Genomic DNA, 24,893 nt, shown 5'->3' with positions numbered 1-24,893 from the left:
CCGATTCCGGAAATGAGCACAAAACTGTACTAAATAAATCCGGAATCAGAGTTCAAATGATTCCAGAATAGGTGTTCAAGTGTTTCCGGAATTACTGTTCAGATCCGGCCGGAATACGCAGTGCGACAACCGATGAAAATGTTAGGTGCTGAATCCCTTGTTAGAAGCATATTGGAGGAAAGGCTGGGAGCAGGCCCCAAACCGCCTTTGCAGTTAGGCAGTTTGGGTCATAAAGAGGCGTTCAGTCCCGAATTTTTTTTAAGGCACTCGCCCACGGATCCGTTTTTTCTGTGTTTGGCTTTTCGCAAAACGTATCGAGATAGAGTTGCTCAACTTTTTCTCTCGCCCAAGGCGTTTTGCGCAGGAATTTCAGGCTGGATTTCACCGAAGGGTCACTGCGAAAACAGTTAATCGCAATTTGGTTACCCAGCGATTGCCAGCCATAATGTGCCACAAGCGCATGGATGATCTGTTCTAGTTTGACGCCATGTAACGGGTTGTTTGGTTGATGGATCATGATTAACGAGTGATTGGATGAAGACAGCAGCGACTTTGCCACAATACAGGAGGCGGTTCAATGAAAAACGGGCGCGAAAAGTGCCTGTTCATATTTCATCTTTGTTGCAGTTAGCGACACATTGACAGGGTAAGGCGAAAACGGATGTCTTCACAGATGCCAGCAAGGTCAACCAATCGGTAACATTGATATTCTACTGATTTATCAAGATTTATTGTGCAGATTCTGAGCATGGACATGGCAATAATTTCAACGTCATAAAGAAAGAGAATATGATACAAGGATCTAAAAACCGGTAATGGCTCTTTTTCAAAGCTGGAAGCTCACATGCCCGGGCGTATTTACATTCATAAATGCAGTTGTGTTCAATGCATGAGCTATGAGATAGTAATGAGAATCAATATCATTATTGGTGTTAGAGTCAATGCGTGAGCTACTGCTTATCGAGACAGTGACTTCTCCTTGCGGATGGATAAAAAGCACCCTTTCAGACTACGGTTGCAACGTCACGCGGGTGTTGCATGTTAAACAGGCAGAAAGGGCGTTGAGACAAGCACATTTCGATCTTATCCTCCTTGCTGGTGAAGGTGTCTTACCATGTTTGACGGATGTAAAACGGTTGCGGGTGGCGACCGACTTGCCAGTGATCGTCGTATTGCCACAAACCTGTGCGATTGATGAAACCAGCCTTCTGGTCGCAGGCGTCAACAAACTGATTAATATTTCTATACCGCGACACGCGTTGTGGGAAGAAACCAAAACTGTTTATGACACGGTCAGATCGTTCAGTTAATACACAGGGTGTTGGCATAATGCGTAGCGTTAATGACAATCAGCTACCTGTGCCAATAACCACGAAAGTGTGTTCTATTTTACAATGTAAATGCTTCAGAGAGACGCAATTTCATGAATGCTGTTAAGCGCTATGGTATGGCTACCTTATTAAGTCTGCCTTTGTTTGTTCACGCGACAGATATCGATAAAGCCGCAACGATAGAAACGCAAACGGTTACCGCCGCTGCGGTATCGCAACAGCGTATTGATGCCAGTGACGAGCAATCGCAAATCACCAAAGCTGATATTGAGCGGTTAGTGCGTGAAATTGAAAACCTTACGCTTTACCGTAGTCACCTCCAATCTCTGGTGCAGAGTCAGCAGCAAGAACAGGCAAGTCTGAAACAGCAACTCGCGGAGATTGCACAAACGCGGCAGGGGATTGTGCCTCTGATGTACCGCATGATTGATGACCTCTCAGTCTGGGTGGAAACCGATCTTCCTATTAAACGGGCACAGCGTCAGGCGCGGATTGACAGCCTGAAAATCCTGATGACCCGTGCAGATGTAGCGGATGCTGAGAAATTCCGGCGGATACTTGAAGCGTATCAAATCGAACTGGATTACGGTGCCAAGCTGAGTACGTATCAGGAAACACTGGCTCTTGATGGTGTTGAGCGGGATGTGGATATTCTCCACCTTGGCCGTCTGTCATTGGTCGCCAGGAGCCTGAATGGTGAGCAATTCTGGTTCTATGACCAGCCGACAGACCAGTGGTCAGCCATTGACGAGCATTCGCATGAGGCATTACAGCAGGCGTATGACGTCGCCAATAAAAAACAGCCGCCGACACTGATGGCACTTCCCTTGTCTATTTCAATGAGCGGGGAGGTCGCACAATGAACATGAGGTCATTTTTTCCCCTGGCGATTTCTCTATCTTTACTGACAGCATTACCCGTGAACGCAGATTTGGTGTCTAAGACCAAGGCTGCGCAATCTGAATCAGCGCAGCACAACATTGTGCGTGAGGCAACGTTCACCCAGACCGAACAGGTGTTGAAAGCCCGTTTGTCTGAGCTCAAGGCACAGCAACAGGCGTTGGAAGCAGAGGCAGAACAACTGAACCAGATGTTCAGTGACAACGAGAAAACATTGGCTGAGCTGGAGGAAACCCTCCGGCTGGAGGCTGGCAGTCTGGGAGAGGTGTTTGGTGTGGTACGTCAGGCAGGGCGCGAAATCAATGCAGAGCGCTTTAATGCACCGGCAACCATAAACCAGGCGGACATGGATACCGCGCTTGAAGCTATCTCAGATGCGAAATCCCTTCCTTCACTGCCGACATTGACAGCTTTCTGGCAGGGCATGCGAGACGAGCTGAAAAACAGTGGCGACATCCGTGCCGAGTCGGTCAGTGTGCGTGATGCTGAGGGCGTTGTCTCAAACCAGACTGTTGTGCGGCTGGGCAATATGGGTCTGGTCAACGGACAAGGCTATCTGGAATGGGACAGCGCGCGGCAGCAAGCCAACCAATTGCCTGTGGTGGAAAAAGACGGTTTGAACTCAGCGAAGTTAGCAGCACTGCCAAAAGGCGAGCTGGCGTTGCTGGATCCCACGCGCGGTACCGTGCTGAAACAGTTAGCCAATACGCCGACACTGATAGACAGGTTTGAGCAGGGCGGGATTGTCGGAAAGATCATTGCCGTATTGCTGGCGGTTGGGCTGATAATCGCACTGGTGCGTGGCATCTCGATGTTCCGGGCCCGCATTGCTATCAATAAACAGATTAAAACCCCAACACAGCCCGGAAATAACCCGCTTGGCCGTATTCTCAATGTTTATGCCAATGAGCCAGACCGTTCACTGGATACGCTGGAACTTCGCCTGATGGAAGCCATCATGGATGAACAGCAACACTTTGAAAAAGGCCTTTCCATGCTCAAGTTGCTGGCGGCTCTGGCACCGATGCTGGGCCTGCTGGGAACCGTTACCGGGATGATCGAGACCTTCCAGGTGATCACCCAATACGGGAATGGCGATCCAACCATTATGGCGGGTGGTATATCCATGGCGCTTGTTACCACAGTGATGGGGCTGGTGGCAGCAATCCCGCTGTTGCTCGCGCACAATGTGCTCAGCACACAGGCTGATACCCTGCGTGGCATGCTCGAAAAAGTGGGCGTCAGTCTCGTCGCTGAACAGTCTGAATCAACTCAAAACGTGACGCCGATAGTGAAGCTGGCATGACAGAACTGATGATTTTAGAATCCGGCAGTTTCGGCCACTGGTGGGATTCACTGCAGAGTTTTATGACTCAGGGTGGCCCGGTTTTGTGGGGGCTGGCGTTAGTTGCCGTACTTAGCTGGCTGTTGGTCTTTGAACGTTTGCTGTTTTTGACTACATCCTTTCCAGCGTTGAAAAAGCAGTATGTTGAAAAATGGTACTCACGGGAAGACAAAACGTCCTGGGTAGCCCGTGCGATGTGTGAAAGCTGGCTTTTCGATGCCCATACCCAACTTTACCGCAACCTCAATTTCCTCAAAGCTCTGGTTGCTATTTGTCCGATGCTGGGGTTGCTTGGTACTGTCACCGGCATGATTTCGGTGTTTGACGTTATGGCTTTGCAAGGCTCGGGAGAGCCCCGCTCTATGGCAGCGGGTATTTCCCTGGCAACGCTGCCGACCATGGCTGGTATGGTCATTGCGCTGGCAGGGCTATTTGCCCATGCAAGGTTACAGAAAACCTGCGAGCGCCGTGAAGCGTCGCTGGCTCAGGCATTAAGGAGTCAGTCGTGAGATTTCAACGTCACCAAAAACAACGCGAAGATGTGCAAATCGACCTGACTTCTATGCTCGATATCGTATTTATCATGCTTATTTTCTTCATCGTTACCAGCACGTTTGTGCGGGAATCCGGTGTGGACGTGAACCGCCCAACCGCAAATAATGCGACGGCGCAAAAGAGCGTGGGTATTTATGTGGCAGTCACAGCGAATAACGATATCTATATCGATAAAACCCGTGTCGATGAAGAGCGGGTAGAAGCCACTCTGACCCGTTTGGTGAGTGAGCAGCCAGAAGCCTCACTGGTCATTCAGGCAGATGAGCATGCGTACAACGGTACCGTGGTCAAAGTCATTGATGCGGCGAAGGGTGCAGGCATCGTGAAAATTGCCCTGGCAGCGGAGAAACCCTGATGCTGCGCATGCTGCTCGCACTGCCGTTCGGTATAGTGATTGCGTTAGGACTGTTTGCTCTGATGGCAACCATGGTGACGCCACCTCCAAACTCCGAGGCGGGTGAAGATACCCTGTTCGCGTTTGATGTGTTTATGAACGAGCCGGAGAGTGAGATAGAGCGTCGCGATCGCGTTGCCCCGCCCAAACCGGATGTGCCGCCCCCGCCGCCAAGTATGCAGATGAGCACGGCGACCACCACCGCTGTTTCGGCTCCTTCAATCCAGGCAACCATGCCGGATGTATCCATGGATATTCAGGTCGAGGGGATGAACATCACTATGCCGGCTATTGCCGTGCCTGCAGTAGCGAACCCTTCCCCTGGGTTTGGTCAGGGTAATCAATCGGCAATGCCGCTGGTCCGTGTGCAGCCTAGCTATCCCGCCCGGGCACTGAAACGTGGCATCGAAGGCTATGTGATTGTCAGCTTTACCATTAATGAAGAAGGTCGCCCAACAGACATGAAAGTCGTGGAAGCTTCGCCAAAACGGGTGTTTGACCGTGAAGCCTTAAGGGCATTGAAAAAATGGAAATACTCACCACTGCTCGTTGACGGCAAGCCTGAGCCACAAACGGGGCAGACTGTTAAACTGGAGTTCACCCTCGCACAATGAAGCCTTCTACCCAACAATGTCTGCGCCGCCGTTCGTTGCTTCTTTTGCTGGCTGGCGTACTGTTTGTTGTTCCCTTTGTGGAAGCCGGCGAGCTTTCTCCCTCAACCGCACGGCAAGTACAAAAAGCACTGACGCTGCAATCACAGGAGCAGTGGCAACAGGCGGCGGAAGTGCTGGAAAGTGCCGGTGCACCCACTGATTTCGACAAGGCGTTTGTAAACCGTATTCTGGGCGTAGTGTATTGGCAGAAGGGCGAGCCCATTAAAGCCATCAATGCCCTTTATGCTGCGGTAAACAGCAAAGTGCTGGAAGAGAAAGAACAGCTCTCCTCCGAGCGTATGCTGGCGGATTTGCTGATGATCCAGTCACGGTATCGTGATGCCTTAGCGTTTTATTACCCGTTGACACGACAAGAGCAGGTACCAGCCAGGGATAAAGCCGAAATCTGGCTTCGTATTGCGCAGGCGCACTATCAAAACAAGCAGTACAGTGATGCGCTGAAAGGCATTGACCAACACCTGAAACGCACTGCAGCAACCGTGTCGTCTCTGTCGCTCAAACTTGGCGCACAAATGCAGCTCAAGCACTGGAAAGGCTCGACGCGGACACTGAAGCAGCTGATTGCCCTTGAGCCCAAAAACAAAACCTGGTGGGTTCAACTGGTGGGCAGCTACCAACAGCTTAAAGATAACCGGCAAATGTTGAATACATTGATACTGGCTTCCCGTGACGGTATTTCGCTGACGGCGTCTGAAAAAGTCATGATGGCACAGCTTTACCAGCAACAGGGAGTGCCGGAAAAAGCGGCTGCGCTGATGCAGGAAGTGAACCGGGCAGACAACAAGCCGGACGTGACCCGTGTCGTGATGGAGGCCTCTTACTGGCAGCAGGCGAAAGAATGGGAGAAAGCAATCGGCGCCTGGGAGCTGGCAGCACGCCTTGCTCCGAAGTACTACTGGGCCGCTTCCCAGCTCTCGCTTCAGCACGGCTATTACCAAAAAGCGCTGACACTGCTGGAGAACGTTCAACAGCCAGAAAAAGCCGCTGACATTGAGCTGGCAAAAGCCATCGCGTATGACAAGCTCGGGAAAACAGAAAACGCGCTGTTGCATGCCAAGCGTGCCCATGAACTCACGCCGTCCAGCCAAAGTGAGTTGTGGATTCAGTACCTTAGCCAAAAACGCCGATCATGAGGAATGATGCCAGGCTGACAAAGACAACGTGCCATTGAAATAAACCCCAAAAATACTCGTTGATTAGTACATCAATATCACTTTATTATCCGGTTCTCTCCTGAGAATCGCCCGCGGTTGCGTTATCAGGTGGTTAAAATCCGGCAGGTGCCGGACAAGTAAAACATTGTCGAGCCCTGCGCTCATCTGCAAGAGAAGTACCCTGAATGACGTTAGATCTCATCACAGATATTCTTGGATGGACATCCGTTGCTTTTTATATTGGCATCACAATTTTTAACAGCATGAAATTTACCCGCTTTGCGGCGTTTGGCTCAGCAGCCAATGACACGGTTTGGGCGTTTTTGATGGGCTGGTGGCCAAAAGTTATTCTGAATCTTTCTGTGGCCTCACTGAATACCTATCGTTATGCAAAAGACTTTACCAATGCATCCAAGACAGTGATCCTTGCGTTGGGGAGCGTGATGGCGGCAGGCATTCTTTACATTGCTTATATCGCCGTAACGGCCTTTATTGCTGATCCGACATTACCTGTTGCGCTGCAATTTGCCGATCTTGGCATTATTCTGTTGGCTCTTTATATGACGACATTGCCCAATTACCGCAAGTTGATGTTGCTGTCAGGTTTCATCGGTATGGCGGCGTATTACGGTAATCCTCAGATGATGGTGATCAAAGCGTTGGTTATCGGCATCATGACTTACAAGCTGTTGTTTGATAAATCACAAGACTTGGAAACCGCTGAAGCGGCTTAATGCCAGATAGTCTGAATAAGGGCACCATTTTTTTGGTGCTCTTTTTGTTTCTGAGCAAGCTGAAGTGACCAGTTTCAGTGAGAATAAAGGGCTTTATGACTATGGCCTCCCCTTACTGATGGTGTTCTTCGCAACGGGTTGCGGTGCTTAACATGGTGGGAGATACTCGACCCCTTACCTACTGTCCAGAGTATTCATGGAATGAATAAAAACGTTTGGTTGTTGTCACTTTGTCAGGCTCTGCTGATGAGCGGAAACATTGTGCTGATTTCTGTCAATGGCCTTATTGGTCAGCAGCTCTCACCGAGTGACACTTGGGTAACGCTGCCCGTTTCCACCCAGTTTGTTGGCTTAATGATGGCCACGATTCCTGCGTCGTTGATCATGGCGAAAATTGGCCGTAAGAACGGTTTCCGGTTGGGAAATATTATCGGTATTCTCGGTGCGCTGCTCTGTGTTTATGCGTTGAACCAAGGGGCATTCTGGCTGTTTTGTTTAAGTACCCTGCTTCTCGGTATCGGCATTGGTTTTGGAACGTTATACCGGTTTGCGGCGATTGAAGTGAGTGAGCCGGCGGTGCGAGATAAGGCCATTTCGCTATCGATGGCAGGGGGCGTGTTGGCCGCTATTCTCGGCCCCAACCTGGCCATTTCAAGCCAACACTGGTTGCCCGGCGTTAATTTCAGCGGCGCATTTGTCGGCATTACTGCGCTCTATATTATTTCCTTGCTTGTGTTGCATTTTATTGCACTTCCGTCAGCTGTTGAGTCCCGCGACCGGGATGTGCAAAGCCCGGTTGGAAAAATCCTCAAAGCGCCAGGGTATCTGGTGGCGGTGATCGCGGCAGTGGTGGCGTATGCAGTCATGAATTTGCTGATGACAGTGACTCCCATCGCCATGCACAAACACGGTTTTCATTTTGAGCAGGCGGCATTGGTCATTGAATGGCACGTGTTGGGAATGTTTATTCCTTCATTTTTCACCGGCACTATTATTGGAAAAATTGGCGCACGTATGACAATCCTTCTTGGCAGCCTGTTTTTTGTTGGTTGTATTCTGGTAAATCTCAACGGTGTTTCTGAGTGGCACTTCAGGACAGCATTGGTGATGTTGGGCGTGGGTTGGAATTTTATGTTTATCGGGGCGACCAGCCAGCTCACCCAAACCTATTTGCCACAAGACAAAGCAAGGGCTCAGGCGATGAACGAGTTTGCCGTTTTTGGCAGCGTAACGGTTACTGCATTGGCCGCGGGCTTTCTGGAGGCAAGCCTTGGCTGGCAAACATTGAATCTAATCGTATTGCCATTTGTGTGTGCAGTTCCCCTTATTTATCTACTGTTTACACGGACTCCAAAGAAAATAGTGGCATAACAGCACCAGAAATGATCCTGTGCGCTTTGTCACACTGCTATCTTTACTGAACCACCCTTTTGAAACGGAGGAGTGAGTGGTATGGAATTGGAAAATGAACGAGGGGAAACCATGCATCTGGCCGATGACCTGACGTTGAAAGAAATGGTCGAGATGGGATTACTGGTCGTCTTATCTGATGCCAGTGACGACGGCGAGGATTGCTGGATACCAACAGATCCCTTGGAATAGATGTGAATGAGAAAAAGCCCAGCCGGGCTTTTTCTGTTTTCATACTCTACCCTAGAACTGAAAGCGTCAGCCAGAACGAGGCGTTCCATACATGTTATCCCTGTTTTCCCGCGTGGTTATTTTTAGGTAATGGATAACGCTGAAACCCATGATGTTGGGCCACGAATTATTCATGATGTGATCCCACATAAAAGGCGGTCATTTTCCTTTGGCCCAAAAACTTCTAGAATCTCGAGTCATGTATGTTCCACATCGCGCTGGCGCATACGTTTCAAAAAGGATGTCTTATGAAACTGTTTGTATTTGATCATTGTCCATTCTGTGTGAAAGCTATGATGGTTGCGGGTTTGAAGAAAATTGACCTTGATGTGGTCTACCTGCAAAACCACGACGTGGATGCCCGTGTCGAAAAAGTGGGGGCTAATCTGGTCCCTATCCTGCAAAAACCAGATGGGAGTTACATGGCCGAAAGCCTCGATATTGTCGCTTATCTGGATAACCTTGATGGTGCACCAGTGGTTGATGAAGGGCACCTGGGTGAGCGTATTGCGGCGTGGCTGGACGTGGCGGGGCAGTATAGTTCGAGATTGACTTACCCGCGCTGGATGATGATCGATTTACCCGAATTCCAGTGCGAAGAAGCGACAGCCTGGTTCACCAAAAACAAGTCTGCCATGATCAAAATGTCGTTTGAGGACGTCTTTGCCAACAGTGACGAGTACATTGCCAAGTTAAACGTCGAGTTGCTGAAACTGGATTGGCTGGTGCCCCCGTCGCAACGGGACAACAGGCTGACTTATGATGATATCAATATTTTCCCTTACCTTCGTAACTACACGGTGGTGAAAGGCTTGCGTTATCCAGGAAATGTCCGCCAGTATCTGGATGAAATCTCCAAACTGACAGGCGTAGGGTTATATGATTCGGTGGCCGTTGGAACACCATCGCGAGCTGTCTAATCATTTGAGAATGAGGGGTGGAAACTCTGCCCCTTACTTTCCCCTTAGGCTTGTCAGTCTTTTCTTATCAAAAGAGGGGAAACATGGTGATGGGGCCTTGGTTGCTCTCCAGAGAACGTTTATCACACCAGACCGGTTTGAAGAGTGGCTGTTGGGAAACGACAACGCGTTGGATAATACCCGCGAACTTAACAGACCCTAGATGCGGGCACCCTGAATCAGGCCGTTTAGGTATTAACAATAACGACGCCATAGCGCCGTTTATGCAGGTAAAAACCGGTGGAGAAGCTTATATCCTAGTGGCTCGTTCAACATGGTATAAATAAATTTCATGCAAAATCCGTTCAGAGATGATCTCGGAAATGATCCCGTCAAAACGGCTTTGAAGGTTCTGTACGGAAGGAATGAGCGGCATGACTCCCGCTTCGTTTTCTTCAGTCACTTCTATGTCCAGACTTAAATCACAGTCCAGAGTGGCAATGAAGGACTTCAGCCGCTCCAGAATACAGCTCACCATGTACTCGTTAGAACTGAGCTGGGTCAACTCTTCGCGGATTAATTCTGTTATGTCGTTGGTTCGGGGCTCACGTGATGAACCTCCCACAGTGGGGAATGGAATTACAGTCGGCATAGCGTTATCTCTTAAAATAATCAGTATTGGTATCTGTCTATCAGACAGTTTTTTCTTGTTTGTTTAGTAAGTTAGGCAAAGTCAGCGTATTTGACCAGGGTATGCTTGAGATAGTGCAGCTAGGTTTGCAATCTTAGTAAAAAACATGCAAATAGAGACTATTTTATACTTGCACAATCGCAAATGTTCGACTAATCAGACGCTGGGTGAGTTTTTGCTGGTGTTTTGATAGCGTAAGCCCTATCTAGGGTTTTGAATCCTGCATTCTTTGACAGAGCATAAGAGAACTTTGTTGGATTTTCTCGTACAAGACATCAGGACAGCCATCGGCTTCGAAGTCATGCTGTTCGAGTGTTTTGCAGTCTACTGAGAAGTCCACTGCCCCCACCATTAACGCAGCCCCTTTCATCTTGTGGGCGATTTTTTTTACCTCGGGAAAACGATTTTCCTGCCAGGCGATCGTCAGTTCGTTCATGTCGCTTTCCTGTGTTGACAGATACCTGTCAACCAGCATACCAATCAATGCTGGATCATCTCCGGTATTTTCTTTCAGTGTTGAGAAGTCAAAGGGCTCAAGGGTTTCGCTGAACGCGTTAGTGTGTTCAGGTTCTTGTCTGGGTGCACTCGCCGGTTTGGCAGGTATTGTGCGCTGTGTGGCGGCAAGGTTGTCCGTGGCATTCTGTAATAAAGGTTCTGCGTCTGGGGCGGGGAGGAGCTTGTTCATCACGGCGATCAATTCGGCCTGTTTAAACGGTTTGGCGATGTATTCGGTCATGCCCACATCGAGGCATTTTTCTTTGTCACCACTCATGACATTTGCGGTCATTGCCACGATGGGAACGGCGGGCAGGCTGTTTTCAGATTCTAGCTGGCGGATTTTATGGGTGGCTTCGAATCCGTCCATGACGGGCATCTGGCAATCCATGAAGATCATGTCGTAACGATTCGACATAAAGCGCTCAAAAGCAAGGGCGCCGTTGTTTGCAACTGTTGTCTTACAGCCGAGTTTGGTGAGTATGGTTGTGATCAGTTCTTGATTGACGGGATGGTCTTCAGCAACCAGTACCGATACTCCTTTTCTGTTCAAGCTGATCGTAGCATTGCGTGCTGTGTGTGCTTTTTGGGTGAGCTGGTGGAATATGTCTTCTTGATTTAAGCCACTGGCATCAAGGCTGGCGACCTGTTGTAGTGTTTGGCTCAAGGCTTCAATGTTATAGGGGGCCGTTAAGGCCGCTGAAATAGGCACTGCATCCTGCGTTAAAACACCCCGGATATCTGCCAGGTAAACCGTGTTCCGTGAGTGGCTGGGCGGTTGGAGTGCGTTCTTGATTTTTTCTAGTGAAATTGTGTGATCGACCAGAGTGAAAACAAATCCGCCTTCTGAAGATAGCGTGTAGGCAGCCGCGTTTTCATCCCGTGCGACAGTGACAGACAAGCCAAGGAAACGGAAGTACTTTTGCAGGTTTTTAATTTGGCTGACACTGCGGGAAATCAGCAGGGTTTTGATGTCTTGGAGTGCGTCGATAGATGTGGTCAGTTGCGCCCGTGTGTTCGCTGGGACATCCACCGTAAACCGGGCGGTGAAGGTGGATCCTTGTCCAATGCTGCTCTCAGCTTTTATGTCACCATTGAGCAATTCAGTAAACTTTCGGCAAATTGGCAGGCCAAGTCCGGTGCCCTGGTAGCGCCGCTTACTGGAGTTATCAATCTGGGAAAAGTTTTCAAACGCTTTATCGAGTTGTGCTTTTTCAATCCCGATCCCCGTGTCGGTGACTTTTAGTGCTATTTCACAACAGTTTTCTATACGACTAACCTGGGTGATAGAAACATCAACGTAACCGCTGTCGGTAAATTTGGCTGCGTTGCCGGCAAGATTAACCAGAATTTGGCGCAATTTGGAGAAGTCAGACGTGATCTGGTGTGGGAGTAATGGGTCGGTATAGGTTGTGAAAGTGACATTACTTTTTACGCGGGGAGAGACAATATTGGTGACATTTTCAACTAATTCATGGATGCAAAAGGTTTCGTGGCGTACAGTCATTTTGCCCGCTTCGATTTTCGATAAATCCAGCACATCATTAATGATGTCCAGCAGGGCGTTGGCAGAAGTGGCAATGGTGTCGTTGTAGCGGCGCTGTTCAAAAGCCAATTCGGTGTGGGACAGAACTTCTGACATACCGATAATGCCGTTTATCGGGGTGCGTATCTCGTGACTCATCATGGCAAGAAAATTAGATTTAGCGTCATTGGCCTGTTCCGCATCTTCCTTGGCGCGTCTTAAGGCCTCATTCACTTCCTGATTTAGCTGGGCCTGACGGTCTGAGTACAGCATACTGCTCATGCTTTTAACAACCGGTGCAATCCAGCTGATCAGCTCTTCGGTATAGGGACTGCTGCGGCCTGCAATCACAATAACACCGATATCTTCTCCTTTGGTGATAAGCGGAATAAAAGCGTAGTGCTCGAAAAAACTGTCGTCATGCTCTCCATGTTGTGGATGATCAGAAGAATAATGGGTTCGTCTCTGTTGGATGGATGACTCCGCATAAGGCACAAGGTGTGCTGGAAGACCGTCAAATGTTTGATCCAGAAAGGTGGTCTGGTGTTTGAACATCACCTTTTGATTTCTATCTTTCAAGGCAAGCATTGATGCCAGCTTGCTGTCAGTAAAGGTTGCAAGCACTACCAGGGCTTTTTTGAATGACTTCTCAGAATTGCCCGTCGTCATATAAAGATCTTGTACGGTGTTAAACACCGAGTAAAGGGCATTGCTTTTGCTTAGCTTGGCTTCAGCCCGGGCACTTTCCGTGATATCCCGGATATTAATAACAACGTAGATACTGTCATCAATCTGTTGTTTTCTCGCCTTCAGACTCAGGCAAAGGGAACTGGTCTCTTCATCGGGTGATTGTTTATAGATTTTACTCGCTTCATTTTTCTCCATCGCCGCATCAAAAAGCTTGCTCAAAATAGCGACGAGGGGTTCATTCTTTTCGGTGCTGAGTTCTATCAATTTGGGTTTATTGCTCAAGTTGGCGGGTGGGCAAACAAAAGACAGGGTTTTATCATTGATGGTTACTGCGACACCTTCCTCGTTAACAATGATGACACCATCCGCGTAGTTGCGGAGAATAGATTCGAGATAGCGCTTACTGAAACCGATGCGGAGCACGTAACCAGATTGCTTGACCAGAAACAGTAGGTAGGCTCCGGTGACGACCAAGAAAGCAATGATAAGATAGATACGGGTTGATTTTAGGATACTGAGCCCATTGTTGGCATCGTATTCAACCACCAACCCCAGGGGAATTGAAGGATGCCAGCGCCAGGCACCAATGGAATCTGTCGGAAGGTGGCCTTTATAGCCTTGGGTGTTTAAAGCTATTTTATCTGACAGGGTTCTTAAGAGATCAGCGGGATGGGCAGCATCAGGATGTGAAAGTTTGTAAAGTATTTCTTTGCCAAGGGGGGGTAGAGTGTGTTGCCTCGAGGGATAAACCACTGTGCCATTGCGACTGATAGCAAACGACACATTTGAGCCTTCAAGGGTATGGGAGGTAAAAAGCTTTTCAAAGTCAGCGCTTTTTCGGGAAGCCAGTAGAATAAATGGTTGATCGTAAGGCCCTGGACTTGGCAAGATGACTCCCAGATGTATTTCTGGTTCCTGATTGTCAGGCGTCCCACCCGGGTACTTAACAATGTGGCTGACACGCAGAAGTTCGTTGATATATTTGTTAAAAGCACTCTCGGTAAACCCGTTAAGTCCATCACTCAGACTGATCAGTAACTCTCCTTGTGGTGAGAAAAGTAGCACATTGTTGAGGGAAAAAGAGTCGCGGTACAGCTCAAGGTGTTTGGATATTTCGCCAGCGTTGAAAAACGACGAAGATTGATAGGCCCCGCTGGCAAAAAGTCCTTCTCTCAGATCACTATCATTTTTAATAATTTGCAGTTCTCTTTCCCTTGATGTATGCCAGTCGGTGATGGCGGCTGTGAGGTTGTTGATTTCTGAACTTAGGAAATATTCGAGCTTTTGGTGGGTATCGTTATAAATGAATTGGTAGAACCAGAGCAGGGAAGATACCAGTGCAGCAATCACTAACCCGCCACTGAGAAACAGTTGATATAGGTTGTGATGCGTTTCCTTTCCGTTATGGTTCAGCGGGGTTGGCATGGCATCCTCACTGTTGATGGGGTTCGAAGATACCGCGGTAGCCAGTGTCTTCTTGCACCACGTGTTTTACCCACCAAAAACGCAGTAACCGGAAAAAGTCTGTTTTATAGAAACTTGGATCAGCCTGACATTTCAGCACCACAAATTCCGCCTGCTTCACTAACCTGGCATGCATATCCCGGTGAATGTTAAGACGTGGGTAACTCTTGGTGGCGAGTAATTCCTCCTCCCGGGCAAGATGGTGCTCCACATAACGCTGGAATCGTTGGGATATTTCTTCAAACGCCTGGCCTTCTTGATGGGTAATGATAAGGTCGTAGGTATCATTAATGATGGCAAGCAGCTCTTTGTTGCTGTCATCGAGCTCAGCATTTCCGACGGTAAAGCGATCCTGCCACCTGATGAATTTCTTCTTGTTGTCAGGCTGTGGCTGGCCGGGCGCTGGATGACGAATGAAGTGCTCTTCAGCTTCATGGTGTGCGGTTTGCGTCTTGTGGTCGTGTATAAGGGTATCAATTTCACGTAAATCCTCATCAGTAAACGCAACCGTACCGTTGACTTGAAACGCCGTTGTTTTCGCCGGGTCCTGTTCGTACATCGAGAAATAGTGCTCAACGGTTTTTTTAGGTTTCGATTGTTGTGAAAGCTGATTAATGCGATCTTGAAGGGCTTGTCGGTTTACTGGTTTCACCAGAAAGGCGTCCACATCGAAAGCGATACACTGGGCGATAACGTGTTCTGCGGCGTTGGCGGTCAGAATAATAATAGGAATATCATGAGGCAGCCCATAGCGGCCGCTGCGGATCAACCGTAGCATTTCCAAGCCATCAATAGGCTCCATCTGCAGGTCAGTAATAATCAGGGACGGTTTCTGGTGATACAGCTTGGATATGGCATCAGCGCCGTCGATAGCAGTAATAGACTCTTCAAAGCCGAGAGACTTCACCATGATCGCGATAGTCTCCCGAATCATTTCGTGGTCATCAACCACTAAACATCTCTCTAGCATGTTTGGCTCCAAGCACACTCCCTCTTATTAAGGAATAGCTTAGATGGTGTTGTTTTCAATGAATAAGTCAGATGTTTCAATATCGATATTATTAAATCTGATACAGATCCCGTTAGCGGATAAACCAGAAGAAGATCATTGAAATAGAGAAGTTTCTATTGCCTTCATTAACGCAGACTCAGCATACAGACAAAAATGCGATCAGGATAAAAAGAAAAAGGATGCCACTGGGGCATCCTTTTGTAATTCTCTGCGGTTAGAAAAATTATACTTTTTCTACGTTTGCAGCTTGTGGGCCTTTTTGGCCTTGTTCGATTTCGAAAGCGACTTGTTGGCCTTCAGCCAGAGTTTTGAAACCTTCGCCAGTAATAGCACGGAAGTGAACAAAAACGTCTGGGCCATTTTCTTGTTGAATGAAGCCAAAACCTTTTTCTTCGTTAAACCACTTCACGGTACCGGTAGATTTAGACATGTTGTCTCCTGAATATATTTCCATTTGTAACATTGCGCGCGAGCGCATTTAGACCTTTTATTAATGAATCACTTATGGTGGCAAATGTAGCGAATATCTTCAGGACAACTTACTTTTGCGAAGAAGGTAGGGTGTAACGAAGTTTTCAATTGCAGCATAAAGAGCTCTATTAACCAGGCCAAACGATAGTACCACAGAAGGACCAATTGTATAGTGAATTTATGGTCAATCTGCTTCACCTTGTGCTTCACGTCACCCAAAAGGCGAAAATCAGCAGAGAACCCTGTTGAACATCAGCACATATTAAAAATAGTCGGATTTACAGGAAAAGAAAGTGAGACGTCTCTCGATTTTCGAATCATAAAATGTATTTTCTCTAGGAATCATAATGTTATGTGTCTCTATAAAGCGAAAGTGTCACAATTTTGTCAAATAACCTATCACTTTTTCCATCCTTTCTGGGATGGCTACCCTGATGTTTAGGACTGGTCACTGTTCGGGCTAAAAGAAAAAAATAAAATCATCAACAAACGGGAACCACCCCGAAAACAGGCAGCTAATGCCATACTCGTGAAGTGAAAGTAATGTTCTGGAGGACTGAGGTGAAAATTGGGATTGACTTGGGTGGCACCAAAATTGAGGTCGTTGTCCTGAATGCCAGTGGTGAGCAGATTTATGTCGAACGTGTATCGACACCGCAGCATGACTATCAAGGAACATTGGATGCCATCAAAGGACTGGTTGAGCGGGCCGAAACAGTAGTGGGGGAGACCTGCTCGGTTGGCCTTGGCATTCCTGGGACCCTTTCGCCTGTCACCGGCAAGGTGAAGAACGCAAACTCGGTTTGGCTCAATGGTCAGCCTTTGGATGCCGATCTCAGCACCTTATTAGGACGAGAAGTACGCATTGCCAATGATGCAAATTGTCTGGCGGTGTCCGAAGCCGTAGATGGTGCTGGGGCGGGTAAACATATGGTGTTTGGCGTGATCATCGGCACAGGCTGTGGTGGGGGCATTGCGATTGACGGCAATGTGCATGCAGGTGGAAACGGTGTTGCCGGTGAGTGGGGACATAATCCTCTGCCCTGGCAAAACGACCATGATCGCCGCCATGCGGAAGCTATTCCTTGTTACTGTGGTAGACCGGGATGCCTGGAAGTGTTTATTTCTGGCACCGGTTTTTGGAAAGACTTTGAACGCCTGCATGGCGAAACGTTACGAGGTCCGGACATCATGGCACGTGTCGCCAAGGGTGATAAAGATGCGGAAGCCTGCATCCAGCGTTATGAGGACAGGCTAGCTCGTGCACTGGCATCCGTTGTTAACATGCTCGATCCGGATGTCATTGTTCTGGGAGGTGGCATGTCTAACGTTGATCGCCTGTACCACAATGTGCCGATGCTCATGCAAAAATGGGTGATGGGCGGTGAATGTGGCACCCCAATCGTCAAAGCCAAATACGGAGATTCCAGTGGCGTGCGCGGTGCGGCAAGGCTCTGGTGATTTTTCCCCCAGCATTTCATGGTGCTGGGGTACGTTTATTTGCTGGCTTTTTGGTCATTGCTCACGCAACTGGAGAAAAAATAAACTTCCCGCCAAGTCCCAATTTCCTCATTTGATGCAATAGTCATCGGCCTGTTTCGATATGATAAATGGGATTTCAATTGGTTAGGACAGCAAAAATGAACTTTCTAGAACTTCTACCCTCACTGATAAACACTTGGGTTGTGTTAGCGATTCTGGTGGTGATTGTACTGCGTTCTGCAGTGAAATTTGTGCCACAGAATACCGCTTATGTGATTGAACGGTTTGGAAAATACAACAAAACCATGGAAGCAGGCTTGAATATTCTTGTGCCTTTTATTGACCGTGTTGCGTATGTGCGAACCTTGAAAGAGCAGGCGTTCGATGTGCCTTCCCAGTCGGCAATCACCCGGGACAATATTTCTCTCGGCGTCGATGGCGTGTTATATCTGAAGGTGCTGGATCCGGTGAAAGCGTGCTACGGCGTTGATGACTACATCTTTTCCGTGACCCAGTTGGCGCAAACCTCTATGCGTTCAGAAATTGGTCGTCTGGAACTGGATAAAACCTTTGAAGAGCGTGAGAGCTTGAATACTGCCATTGTTTCTGCGATCAATGAGGCGGCCCAACCTTGGGGGGTGCAGGTGATGCGCTACGAAATCAAAGATATCGATCCACCGCGCTCAGTACTGGAAGCGATGGAACGCCAAATGAAAGCTGAACGTGAAAAACGGGCCGTTATCTTGGAGTCGGAAGGGGCCCGCCAATCTGATATCAACGTGGCTGAAGGTCAGAAACAGGCTCGTGTTCTGGCAGCAGAAGCGGAAAAGTCGGAACAAATTCTGAAGGCGGAAGGTGAAGCCCAGGCCATTCTGGCCGTTGCGCAGGCGCAGGCGGAAGCGCTGGAAATTGTTGGCCGCACTGCCGCAACGGAAGAAGGTCAGAAAGCGATTCAGCTCGACCTTGCTGACAAGGCCATTGAAGCCAAAAAAGCGATTGCCAATGAATCTTCCGTGGTACTGCTGCCTGACAGTCAATCAAGCGCAGCGTCCTTAGTGGCAGAATCAATGAGCATTATCAATACGCTTAACGCCGGGAAATAACGATGGATGCGATATCGTACCTGCAAACCAATCTGGCAGAATCTACCATTATCATTGGTTTGGTTCTGTTGATTGTCGAAGTCTGGCTACTTGGCCTTTCTACTATTGTGTTATTGGCGCTTGGTGTCTCAGCGGTGGTGACCGGTAGCCTGGTCTGGCTCGGAATATTGCCTGATACCTTGACAGCAGTGATTGCCTGTTCAGGTATTGGTGCTGGTGTGTTAACGGTAATCCTTTGGCGACCACTGAAAAAGTCACAAAAGGGTGTGCGCCGTGAATATAACATTCACAGCGATCTTATTGGGCTTCACTTTGAGTTGGATCAGGAACTTGATGCCAACCATCCGGCCATTGTCAAATATTCAGGCGTGAACTGGAAGCTGGTACTTGGTGCCGCGCACCGGGAAGCCATTGTTCCGGCTGGCGCGTCAGTCAAAGTGATCGCTGTTGATGTGGGTCGGTTTACCGTTGAACCATTGTCAGATGAAGACATACAAGCCAAGGATAATGCCAAGTAACATTCATACAACTCAGACGACCAAGGGAAGCGCGTTGGGATATAACGTATGTGCTTTCCTTCCTTTCCCTGTTCCTGACCGTGTTTTGTCTACAGTATGCCAGTGACGCCTAAAAGGAAGCTGATTAACATTTGGTAAGGGACGCGCGTTTTTGTGCGGCCTGCTCCAACGCGGTAATGAGATCGGCCCGACGGACGGGCTTGGTGAGATAGATGTCCATTCCTGCATCAACAGCCCTGTCATAGTCTTCTCGCCCTGCGTGTGCGGATAAACCGATAATAAACACGGGAGGCACGTCATGCTCACGCTCAAACTGGCGAAGCGTTGCGGTCAGCTCATAGCCATCGAGATCAGGCATAGAGATGTCTGTGACCAAAATATCAAACTGGTTTTTTTTGTAATGGGAAAGGACGTCCTGTCCCGTGGCGTAGTAAGTGACGTGATCATTCATGCCTGAAAGAAATATTTTGGTGACATCACGGTTATATTCGATATCGTCAACCACTACGATAGACATCGCGTCGAGTGTGTGATGGGGCTTATCACCAGCGCATTCATTGGGAAGCGGTAAGGGAGCTTCTTCTTGCATGCTGAGTTGTAACTCCTGAAGCAGTTGCCTCATTTTGATGGGCTTAATGATGATTATCTGGTGCCCAGTGTTTTCAGATAGAGCGTTAAAATGATGTGGGTTAGAAACCACGCCTATCCAAGGACAATAGGGTTCTGGGTACAGAGCAGTATCCTGATCTATTAATACGACGGCGGCATCAAAGAGGGTCTTGGTTTCCTCAAGCAGTTCCACGGTAGTGAGATAGGTATGTTTTGCCTGCCAGTAGGTAAAATAGCGATCAAAAATGGGACGGTGCAATGGATCGGCATTGATAATGGCAATATGCCGTGCAGTCAGTGCCCCCTCATCAGTGCCCTCTGTGGGGACGGTGGGCAATGTCAGGGTAAAGGAAAAGCGGCTGCCTTTGTTGTATTCCGACACCACCTCCAATTCGCTGTTGAACAAACTCAGCAGGCTTTTAGTAATGGACAGGCCAAGCCCGGTTCCCTTGTATCGGCGCGAGGTGGAGCTGTTGACCTGTTCAAAGGCTTTAGTAATGTCTGACAGTTTATCTTCAGGAATACCGATTCCGGTATCTTCTATGGTCAGGGTATATGTTGATGAAGTGTCGCCAGGTTTGGGCTCAGCGCGGACTGAAATCCGGATGTATCCATGCTCGGTGAATTTGACTGCGTTGCCAAGCAGGTTATTGAACACTTGACGTAGGCGCAACTCATCACTGATCACCAGCGTGTTGATATCTGGCGGGATATCAACAACAACCAGCAGTTCTTTGCGTGAAGCAGATATTGCAACCATGGATGCTGTTTCCTCAACCATGGTTCGCAGACAGAATGTTTCCTCGCTGAGTTTGAGCTTTTTTTCTTCGAGCTTGGAAAAGTCGAGAATGTCGTTGATAAGTTGTAGTAAGCTTGTTGCCGAAGAATAGATGATATCAACAAACCCTTTTTGTTCTTTTGGCAGGGAGGACTCCCTCAGCATTTCGGATACCCCGATAATACCATTCATCGGCGTGCGTATTTCATGGCTCATGTTAGCCAGAAACTGGGATTTCGCCCGTGTTGCTTGGTGTGCCGTATCGGCGGCATGTTTTAAGGCTTTCTCAAATTCAAGTTGTTCATGGACATCGCGGACAATCAACACATAGCGATCGTTGACGCCAGCGTTGTTGACAATGGGAAAGGCGGTGATTTCAGTCTGCACCGCACGTCCGTCAATGGATAGACATTCTGCCCTGACAGTGATGCTTTGCCCTAATTGCATGGCATCCCGAAGTTGGTAGGCGGCGTCTTCAGCGGTGTTCTCGCCAAAAAGCAGGGTTTGGAAATCTTTGTCACAGGCCTCGTTATCCCTGAACCCAAACAGATTGTCCAGTGCTTTGTTGGATAATGAAACGTATCCACTGAGGTCAGTGATGAGATAGGCCTCATGGGATTGTTCTACAATTTCAGCCAGCATTTTGTTCTGCACCGCAAGTTGTTTATAGCGGTTTTTTTCCAGTGACAACTCCTGATAGGTTTGCGACAGTGCCAAGGACATTTCATTGAAGGCGCTGGCGACCTGGGCGACTTCATCGTTACCTCGGACAGGGACAGTTTTACCGGGGCCATTTTGCTGGATGCTGAGCGCCCCCTCCTGTAAAGCAAGCAATTGCTTGGTCAATAGCGCACCAAAACCGAGGGAGAAAAGGGCAACCAGTACCATCTCAAGCGCCGCAATCGAAATAGCGTATTTTTTTGCATCATCAATCAATTGGCTGAAGGCACTGACATCCAAGCCAATCTCAATTTCTCCCACCGGGTATTCATCAATGTAAACGGTATAACGAATGTCATAAATACCATCCCGGGCTTCCGTGGGTGTCTGCGCATAATTTGGGGCCGGCGATTCGTCTGTCAGGCTTGAGGCTTCTGCCAGAACCAGACGCTGATTGTCTTTCACCCGGATATAGGCGATATCACCGTCCCGGATAGCTTCTTGGGTAAAGGCTCGGAGGTTGGCCAGATCCGTAGCAATAATGGCGTCACGTACTGCAATAGCAAAGGTGTTGGACAGACGTTCACCGTTGGCGATGATTTGTTGTTCATTGGAGTCCCGTAACCACCCAATACCGGAAGCAATCAGGATAGCGAGTAATACTAATTCGATCAGTGCGATACCCAGGATTGTCTTCAGGCGAAATGACATAAAAGACAGCCTCAATCAGTCCGGTTTAATCACGGAAATGTTCAGGGCCCGGACATCATCCCAGTCTTCGTCCGTCGCACTTTGGAAACCTTTGATATTCAGCGCTTTCAAGACCTGCTGTTTTTCAGGAGTGTCAGACAGGGCCACAAGAGCCTCTTGAAGACGGCGACGTTCATCTTCGGTAACATTCGGGTGCGTGGCAATGGCATGGGGCGTGAATCCTTCCGTGGTGTATAACACCCTCAGGTTGTCTTTGGCATTGGATGGAGCAGCACCAAGGGTCCGGATAATGCCGCCTCCGGCTTCATAAAGGCCGTCAGCGACACCCAGGTAAGCGGAGTCATGAGACCCAACATATTTCGGGTTGAAGTGGATTCCGTTACTTTTCAGGGCGGCTTGTGTCAGCAAGGTCGCCGCAAATGCAGCAGGAGCGGGGAACGCGAGATCTTTACCTGCCAGATCTTCCAGTGTTTTAACGGGCGAGCCTTTCCGCACCACCAGAATACCTTTGATGCGCTTGTCTTTGGCGTGTGCCACAGCTTTGTATCCTGGCGTCTGGTTAAACACGGTGAAATGGTAAGGGTTCATGTAAGCAATGTCATACTTGCCTTCGCCGAGGCGCTTTTCAAACTCCGGAATATTGGGGGCAGTGGCAAAGCGGATCTTCAGGCCAGAGAGTGTGCTGATCGCTTTCATTACGGGGCTCCAATCCCGTATCAGTTTGGCAGAGGACTGTTGGGGTACGATACCAAACACCAGTGGCTGGCCGCTTTCATCATGGGCACCTGCATGGGCGTGAGCGTGCATTGTCGATAGCATGAAAAAGCAACCGATGAGCATGAGCACCGATTGGTTAGGCCTATAGAACAGTCGTCCTACTATTGATCCCATTCGCGTTATTTCCTTATCCACCTGATGTGTAAATAAATATAGTACAGTGTCTCATTTTTGCGTCAGTGTGGATTGGCAGGAGTTAAGCGGTGCACATTTTGTGTTGTTATGACTGATTACGGAGACGTTCTTGTCTTTGGCGGTGGCTAACCCGCTGCAATTACGGTGAATCTAAGGTAACCTTTGTGCCTGATTGGTTTTGGGGCACCGCATAGGGTGCCCTGTTTAATTCGGTTGAATAAGGAGCGTTCATGTCATCCGGAAAATTGAATACCACGTTGGTATCTGCAGGACGGAAAACTGCTTATTGTAAAGGCGGTGTCAACAGTGTCATCCAACGCGCTTCATCGATTGTTTTTGAATCGGTAGAACAAAAAAAGCGGGCGACTAAACACCGTGGCGAGCGCGAATTGTTCTATGGTCGTCGGGGCACCCTGACACACTTCGCGTTTCAAGATGCAATGGCAGAACTTGAAGGTGGGGCTGGCTGTGTGCTGTATCCGTGCGGTGCGGCAGCGATTGCTAACAGCCTTCTTTCATTCGTAAAAACCGGTGATCATGTATTGATGTCTGGTGGTGCCTATGAACCTACCCAGGCGTTTTGTAACACCATTTTGGCGGATATGGGTATTTCGACGACCTATTACGACCCCATGATTGGTGGCGGTCTCGGTACGTTGGTCACACCGAAAACCACGGTGGTTTTCCTTGAATCCCCGAGCTCTATCACCATGGAAGTCCCGGACATTCCTGCGATGGTAAAAGCCGTCCGTGCCGTGAATCCCGACGCTGTGATCATGATGGACAATACCTGGGCGGCAGGTATTCTTTTTAACGCCCTTAAGCATGATATCGACATTTCCATTCAGGCTGGTACCAAGTATATCGTGGGCCATTCTGATGCCATGATTGGCACGGCGGTCGCCAATGCGCGTTGCTGGGAGCGTTTGCGTGAGCGTTCTTACCTGATGGGGCAAATGGTGGATGCCGATACGGCATATATGGCTGCGCGGGGTCTGAGAACGCTGGGGGTTCGCCTGAAACAGCATCAGGAAAGCAGTATTGCTATTGCCAGGTGGTTGAGTGCGCGTCCCGACGTTGAGCGGGTTAACCACCCTGCGTTGCCAGAGTGCGTTGGGCACGAAAATTACCAGCGTGATTTCAATGGCTGCTGTGGCCTGTTCTCCTTTATACTGAAAGAGAAGCTCAGCCCGGAACAGATTGCCAGTTATCTCGACAATTTCACCCATTTCAGCATGGCGTATTCGTGGGGCGGTTATGAGTCGTTGATCCTGACTAATCAACCGGAAGCGTTAAATGCGATTCGTCCTGCCGGTCCGGTGGATTTTAAAGGGACCTTAGTGCGCCTTCATATTGGCCTTGAAGATGTGGAAGATCTGATTGCTGATCTTGAAGCAGGCTTTGAACGCTTGAAGTAAAGAATGGGACAGGAAAGAAAAACGGCGCTGATGTGAAGTCAGCGCCGTTTTTTATCTGTCATTCCTGGGGGCGTTTACTGGCCTTTTGCTATCAGCATTTTTAATGTGTCGGCCAGATCCTCTGCGCTCTCATGTGCACGGGTATTGACCACATATTTGCCGTTAACGATAAACGTCGGCACGGATGTGATTTCGGACGCCACGGTGATTTGATCGGCTTTTTCCATCTCAGCGAACATCACTTGTTGCTGTGCTTCTGTGAGATCAAAAGGTGACGTCAGACCATATTTTGCAAACAGTTCATTGAGAATAGCTCTGTTTTTGTCGTTATCTTTTGACTGCTGTTCTTGTACAAATGTAAACAGATCGTCGGTCAGGCCCGCGGGTGGAGGAGCATCAACCTGAGTCATGGCGGCGTAATAAATCAATGCGGTCAGGGTTGCACTCTCATTAAAAGTGACATGTGTTTTGCCGATTTTCACGTTTGCTGCTGTTTCAATGGCTGGGATTACCGTTTCTATTGAGCGGCAGTGATCACAGGAAAGGCTGAACAGTTCGGTGACAACGGGCAGATCCTGAACGGTTATTGGTGTGTCCAGCGTGGTGTATTTCGAGGCTTGTGGAGCCTCTTCACTGCAGCCTGACAAGGCAAGGGCGGTAATCAAGGGAAGAAAGAAACGTTTCAGCTTCATAACACTCAATCATTGTTTTTAGCGAGTTGTGCTCG

At 48.7% G+C, this 24,893-nt stretch carries 23 protein-coding genes; 15 read left to right on the top strand and 8 right to left on the bottom strand.

The window, feature by feature from the left end; all coding sequences use genetic code 11:
• Window positions 1-241: 241 nt before the first annotated feature.
• Window positions 242-517: a VF530 family protein gene (locus AC6IB1_RS02735; RefSeq protein WP_005504805.1), complete on the bottom strand. Its 276-nt coding sequence runs from the start codon at window positions 515-517 to the stop codon at window positions 242-244.
• A gap of 424 nt (window positions 518-941) precedes the next feature.
• On the opposite strand from AC6IB1_RS02735, the gene AC6IB1_RS02730 reads away from it, so the two are divergent.
• From AC6IB1_RS02730 to grxB, 11 genes are all read left to right on the top strand, one after another.
• Window positions 942-1,310 carry a hypothetical protein gene (locus AC6IB1_RS02730; RefSeq protein WP_040528867.1) on the top strand — a complete coding sequence of 123 codons (369 nt, stop codon included), beginning with the start codon at window positions 942-944 and terminating at the stop codon, window positions 1,308-1,310.
• 113 nt (window positions 1,311-1,423) lie between these two features.
• A complete protein-coding gene (locus tag AC6IB1_RS02725) occupies window positions 1,424-2,194 on the top strand; it encodes a DUF3450 domain-containing protein (RefSeq protein ID WP_497566250.1) in 771 nt (256 codons plus the stop codon).
• Window positions 2,191-3,537 carry a MotA/TolQ/ExbB proton channel family protein gene (locus AC6IB1_RS02720; RefSeq protein WP_497566249.1) on the top strand — a complete coding sequence of 449 codons (1,347 nt, stop codon included), beginning with the start codon at window positions 2,191-2,193 and terminating at the stop codon, window positions 3,535-3,537. The genes AC6IB1_RS02725 and AC6IB1_RS02720 overlap by 4 nt, the downstream gene beginning before the upstream one ends.
• Entirely contained in the window at window positions 3,534-4,085 is a 552-nt protein-coding gene (locus tag AC6IB1_RS02715; RefSeq protein ID WP_497566248.1) for a MotA/TolQ/ExbB proton channel family protein, read from the top strand. Before AC6IB1_RS02720 ends, AC6IB1_RS02715 begins: the two co-directional genes overlap by 4 nt.
• Before the next feature lie 53 nt (window positions 4,086-4,138).
• A complete protein-coding gene (locus AC6IB1_RS02710; RefSeq protein WP_223173085.1) occupies window positions 4,139-4,486 on the top strand; it encodes an ExbD/TolR family protein in 348 nt (115 codons plus the stop codon).
• Entirely contained in the window at window positions 4,486-5,139 is a 654-nt protein-coding gene (locus AC6IB1_RS02705) for an energy transducer TonB (protein WP_497566247.1), read from the top strand. Before AC6IB1_RS02710 ends, AC6IB1_RS02705 begins: the two co-directional genes overlap by 1 nt.
• A complete protein-coding gene (locus AC6IB1_RS02700) occupies window positions 5,136-6,332 on the top strand; it encodes a tetratricopeptide repeat protein (protein ID WP_497566246.1) in 1,197 nt (398 codons plus the stop codon). Before AC6IB1_RS02705 ends, AC6IB1_RS02700 begins: the two co-directional genes overlap by 4 nt.
• Before the next feature lie 206 nt (window positions 6,333-6,538).
• Window positions 6,539-7,087 (top strand): hypothetical protein, encoded by a 549-nt coding sequence (locus AC6IB1_RS02695; RefSeq protein WP_497566245.1) that lies wholly within the window; start codon window positions 6,539-6,541, stop codon window positions 7,085-7,087.
• A gap of 201 nt (window positions 7,088-7,288) precedes the next feature.
• On the top strand, window positions 7,289-8,458 hold the full coding sequence (locus AC6IB1_RS02690) for an MFS transporter (RefSeq protein ID WP_497566244.1): 1,170 nt from the start codon (window positions 7,289-7,291) through the stop codon (window positions 8,456-8,458).
• A gap of 81 nt (window positions 8,459-8,539) precedes the next feature.
• Window positions 8,540-8,689 carry a hypothetical protein gene (locus AC6IB1_RS02685; protein ID WP_497566243.1) on the top strand — a complete coding sequence of 50 codons (150 nt, stop codon included), beginning with the start codon at window positions 8,540-8,542 and terminating at the stop codon, window positions 8,687-8,689.
• A gap of 287 nt (window positions 8,690-8,976) precedes the next feature.
• Complete coding sequence (gene grxB, locus AC6IB1_RS02680) at window positions 8,977-9,648, top strand: glutaredoxin 2 (protein WP_497566242.1); 672 nt, start codon at window positions 8,977-8,979, stop codon at window positions 9,646-9,648.
• Between the two features lie 289 nt (window positions 9,649-9,937).
• Here grxB and AC6IB1_RS02675 read toward each other — a convergent pair whose 3' ends face one another.
• The 4 genes from AC6IB1_RS02675 to cspE form a co-directional block, all read right to left on the bottom strand.
• Window positions 9,938-10,279 carry a hypothetical protein gene (locus AC6IB1_RS02675; protein WP_497566241.1) on the bottom strand — a complete coding sequence of 114 codons (342 nt, stop codon included), beginning with the start codon at window positions 10,277-10,279 and terminating at the stop codon, window positions 9,938-9,940.
• 244 nt (window positions 10,280-10,523) lie between these two features.
• Complete coding sequence (locus tag AC6IB1_RS02670; RefSeq protein WP_497566240.1) at window positions 10,524-14,453, bottom strand: hybrid sensor histidine kinase/response regulator; 3,930 nt, start codon at window positions 14,451-14,453, stop codon at window positions 10,524-10,526.
• A 7-nt stretch (window positions 14,454-14,460) separates the two neighbouring features.
• Window positions 14,461-15,462, bottom strand: a complete 1,002-nt coding sequence (locus AC6IB1_RS02665) for a hemerythrin domain-containing protein (RefSeq protein ID WP_497566239.1) — start codon at window positions 15,460-15,462, stop codon at window positions 14,461-14,463.
• 265 nt (window positions 15,463-15,727) lie between these two features.
• Window positions 15,728-15,934, bottom strand: a complete 207-nt coding sequence (cspE, locus tag AC6IB1_RS02660; protein ID WP_005504837.1) for a transcription antiterminator/RNA stability regulator CspE — start codon at window positions 15,932-15,934, stop codon at window positions 15,728-15,730.
• A gap of 602 nt (window positions 15,935-16,536) precedes the next feature.
• Here cspE and mak point away from each other — a divergent pair.
• The 3 genes from mak to AC6IB1_RS02645 all read left to right on the top strand — a co-directional run bounded on the left by mak (window position 16,537) and on the right by AC6IB1_RS02645 (window position 19,078).
• Window positions 16,537-17,436: a fructokinase gene (gene mak, locus AC6IB1_RS02655; RefSeq protein ID WP_497566238.1), complete on the top strand. Its 900-nt coding sequence runs from the start codon at window positions 16,537-16,539 to the stop codon at window positions 17,434-17,436.
• A gap of 179 nt (window positions 17,437-17,615) precedes the next feature.
• Window positions 17,616-18,560: an SPFH domain-containing protein gene (locus AC6IB1_RS02650; RefSeq protein WP_497566237.1), complete on the top strand. Its 945-nt coding sequence runs from the start codon at window positions 17,616-17,618 to the stop codon at window positions 18,558-18,560.
• A gap of 2 nt (window positions 18,561-18,562) precedes the next feature.
• A complete protein-coding gene (locus tag AC6IB1_RS02645) occupies window positions 18,563-19,078 on the top strand; it encodes an NfeD family protein (RefSeq protein ID WP_497566236.1) in 516 nt (171 codons plus the stop codon).
• 124 nt (window positions 19,079-19,202) lie between these two features.
• On the opposite strand, the gene AC6IB1_RS02640 is transcribed toward AC6IB1_RS02645, so the two are convergent.
• Window positions 19,203-21,836, bottom strand: coding sequence for a hybrid sensor histidine kinase/response regulator (locus AC6IB1_RS02640; RefSeq protein ID WP_497566235.1), 2,634 nt, complete (start codon window positions 21,834-21,836; stop codon window positions 19,203-19,205).
• A 15-nt stretch (window positions 21,837-21,851) separates the two neighbouring features.
• Window positions 21,852-22,655 carry a PhnD/SsuA/transferrin family substrate-binding protein gene (locus tag AC6IB1_RS02635; protein WP_497566234.1) on the bottom strand — a complete coding sequence of 268 codons (804 nt, stop codon included), beginning with the start codon at window positions 22,653-22,655 and terminating at the stop codon, window positions 21,852-21,854.
• 323 nt (window positions 22,656-22,978) lie between these two features.
• On the opposite strand from AC6IB1_RS02635, the gene metC reads away from it, so the two are divergent.
• On the top strand, window positions 22,979-24,166 hold the full coding sequence (gene metC, locus AC6IB1_RS02630; protein ID WP_497566233.1) for a cystathionine beta-lyase: 1,188 nt from the start codon (window positions 22,979-22,981) through the stop codon (window positions 24,164-24,166).
• Window positions 24,167-24,240: 74 nt separating this feature from the next.
• On the opposite strand, the gene AC6IB1_RS02625 is transcribed toward metC, so the two are convergent.
• Complete coding sequence (locus AC6IB1_RS02625; RefSeq protein WP_497566232.1) at window positions 24,241-24,858, bottom strand: thioredoxin domain-containing protein; 618 nt, start codon at window positions 24,856-24,858, stop codon at window positions 24,241-24,243.
• Between the last annotated feature and the right edge of the window lie 35 nt (window positions 24,859-24,893).

It is taken from the genome of Grimontia sp. THUN1695 (assembly GCF_059704325.2).
This window is presented reverse-complemented; position numbering and strand designations above follow the sequence as displayed.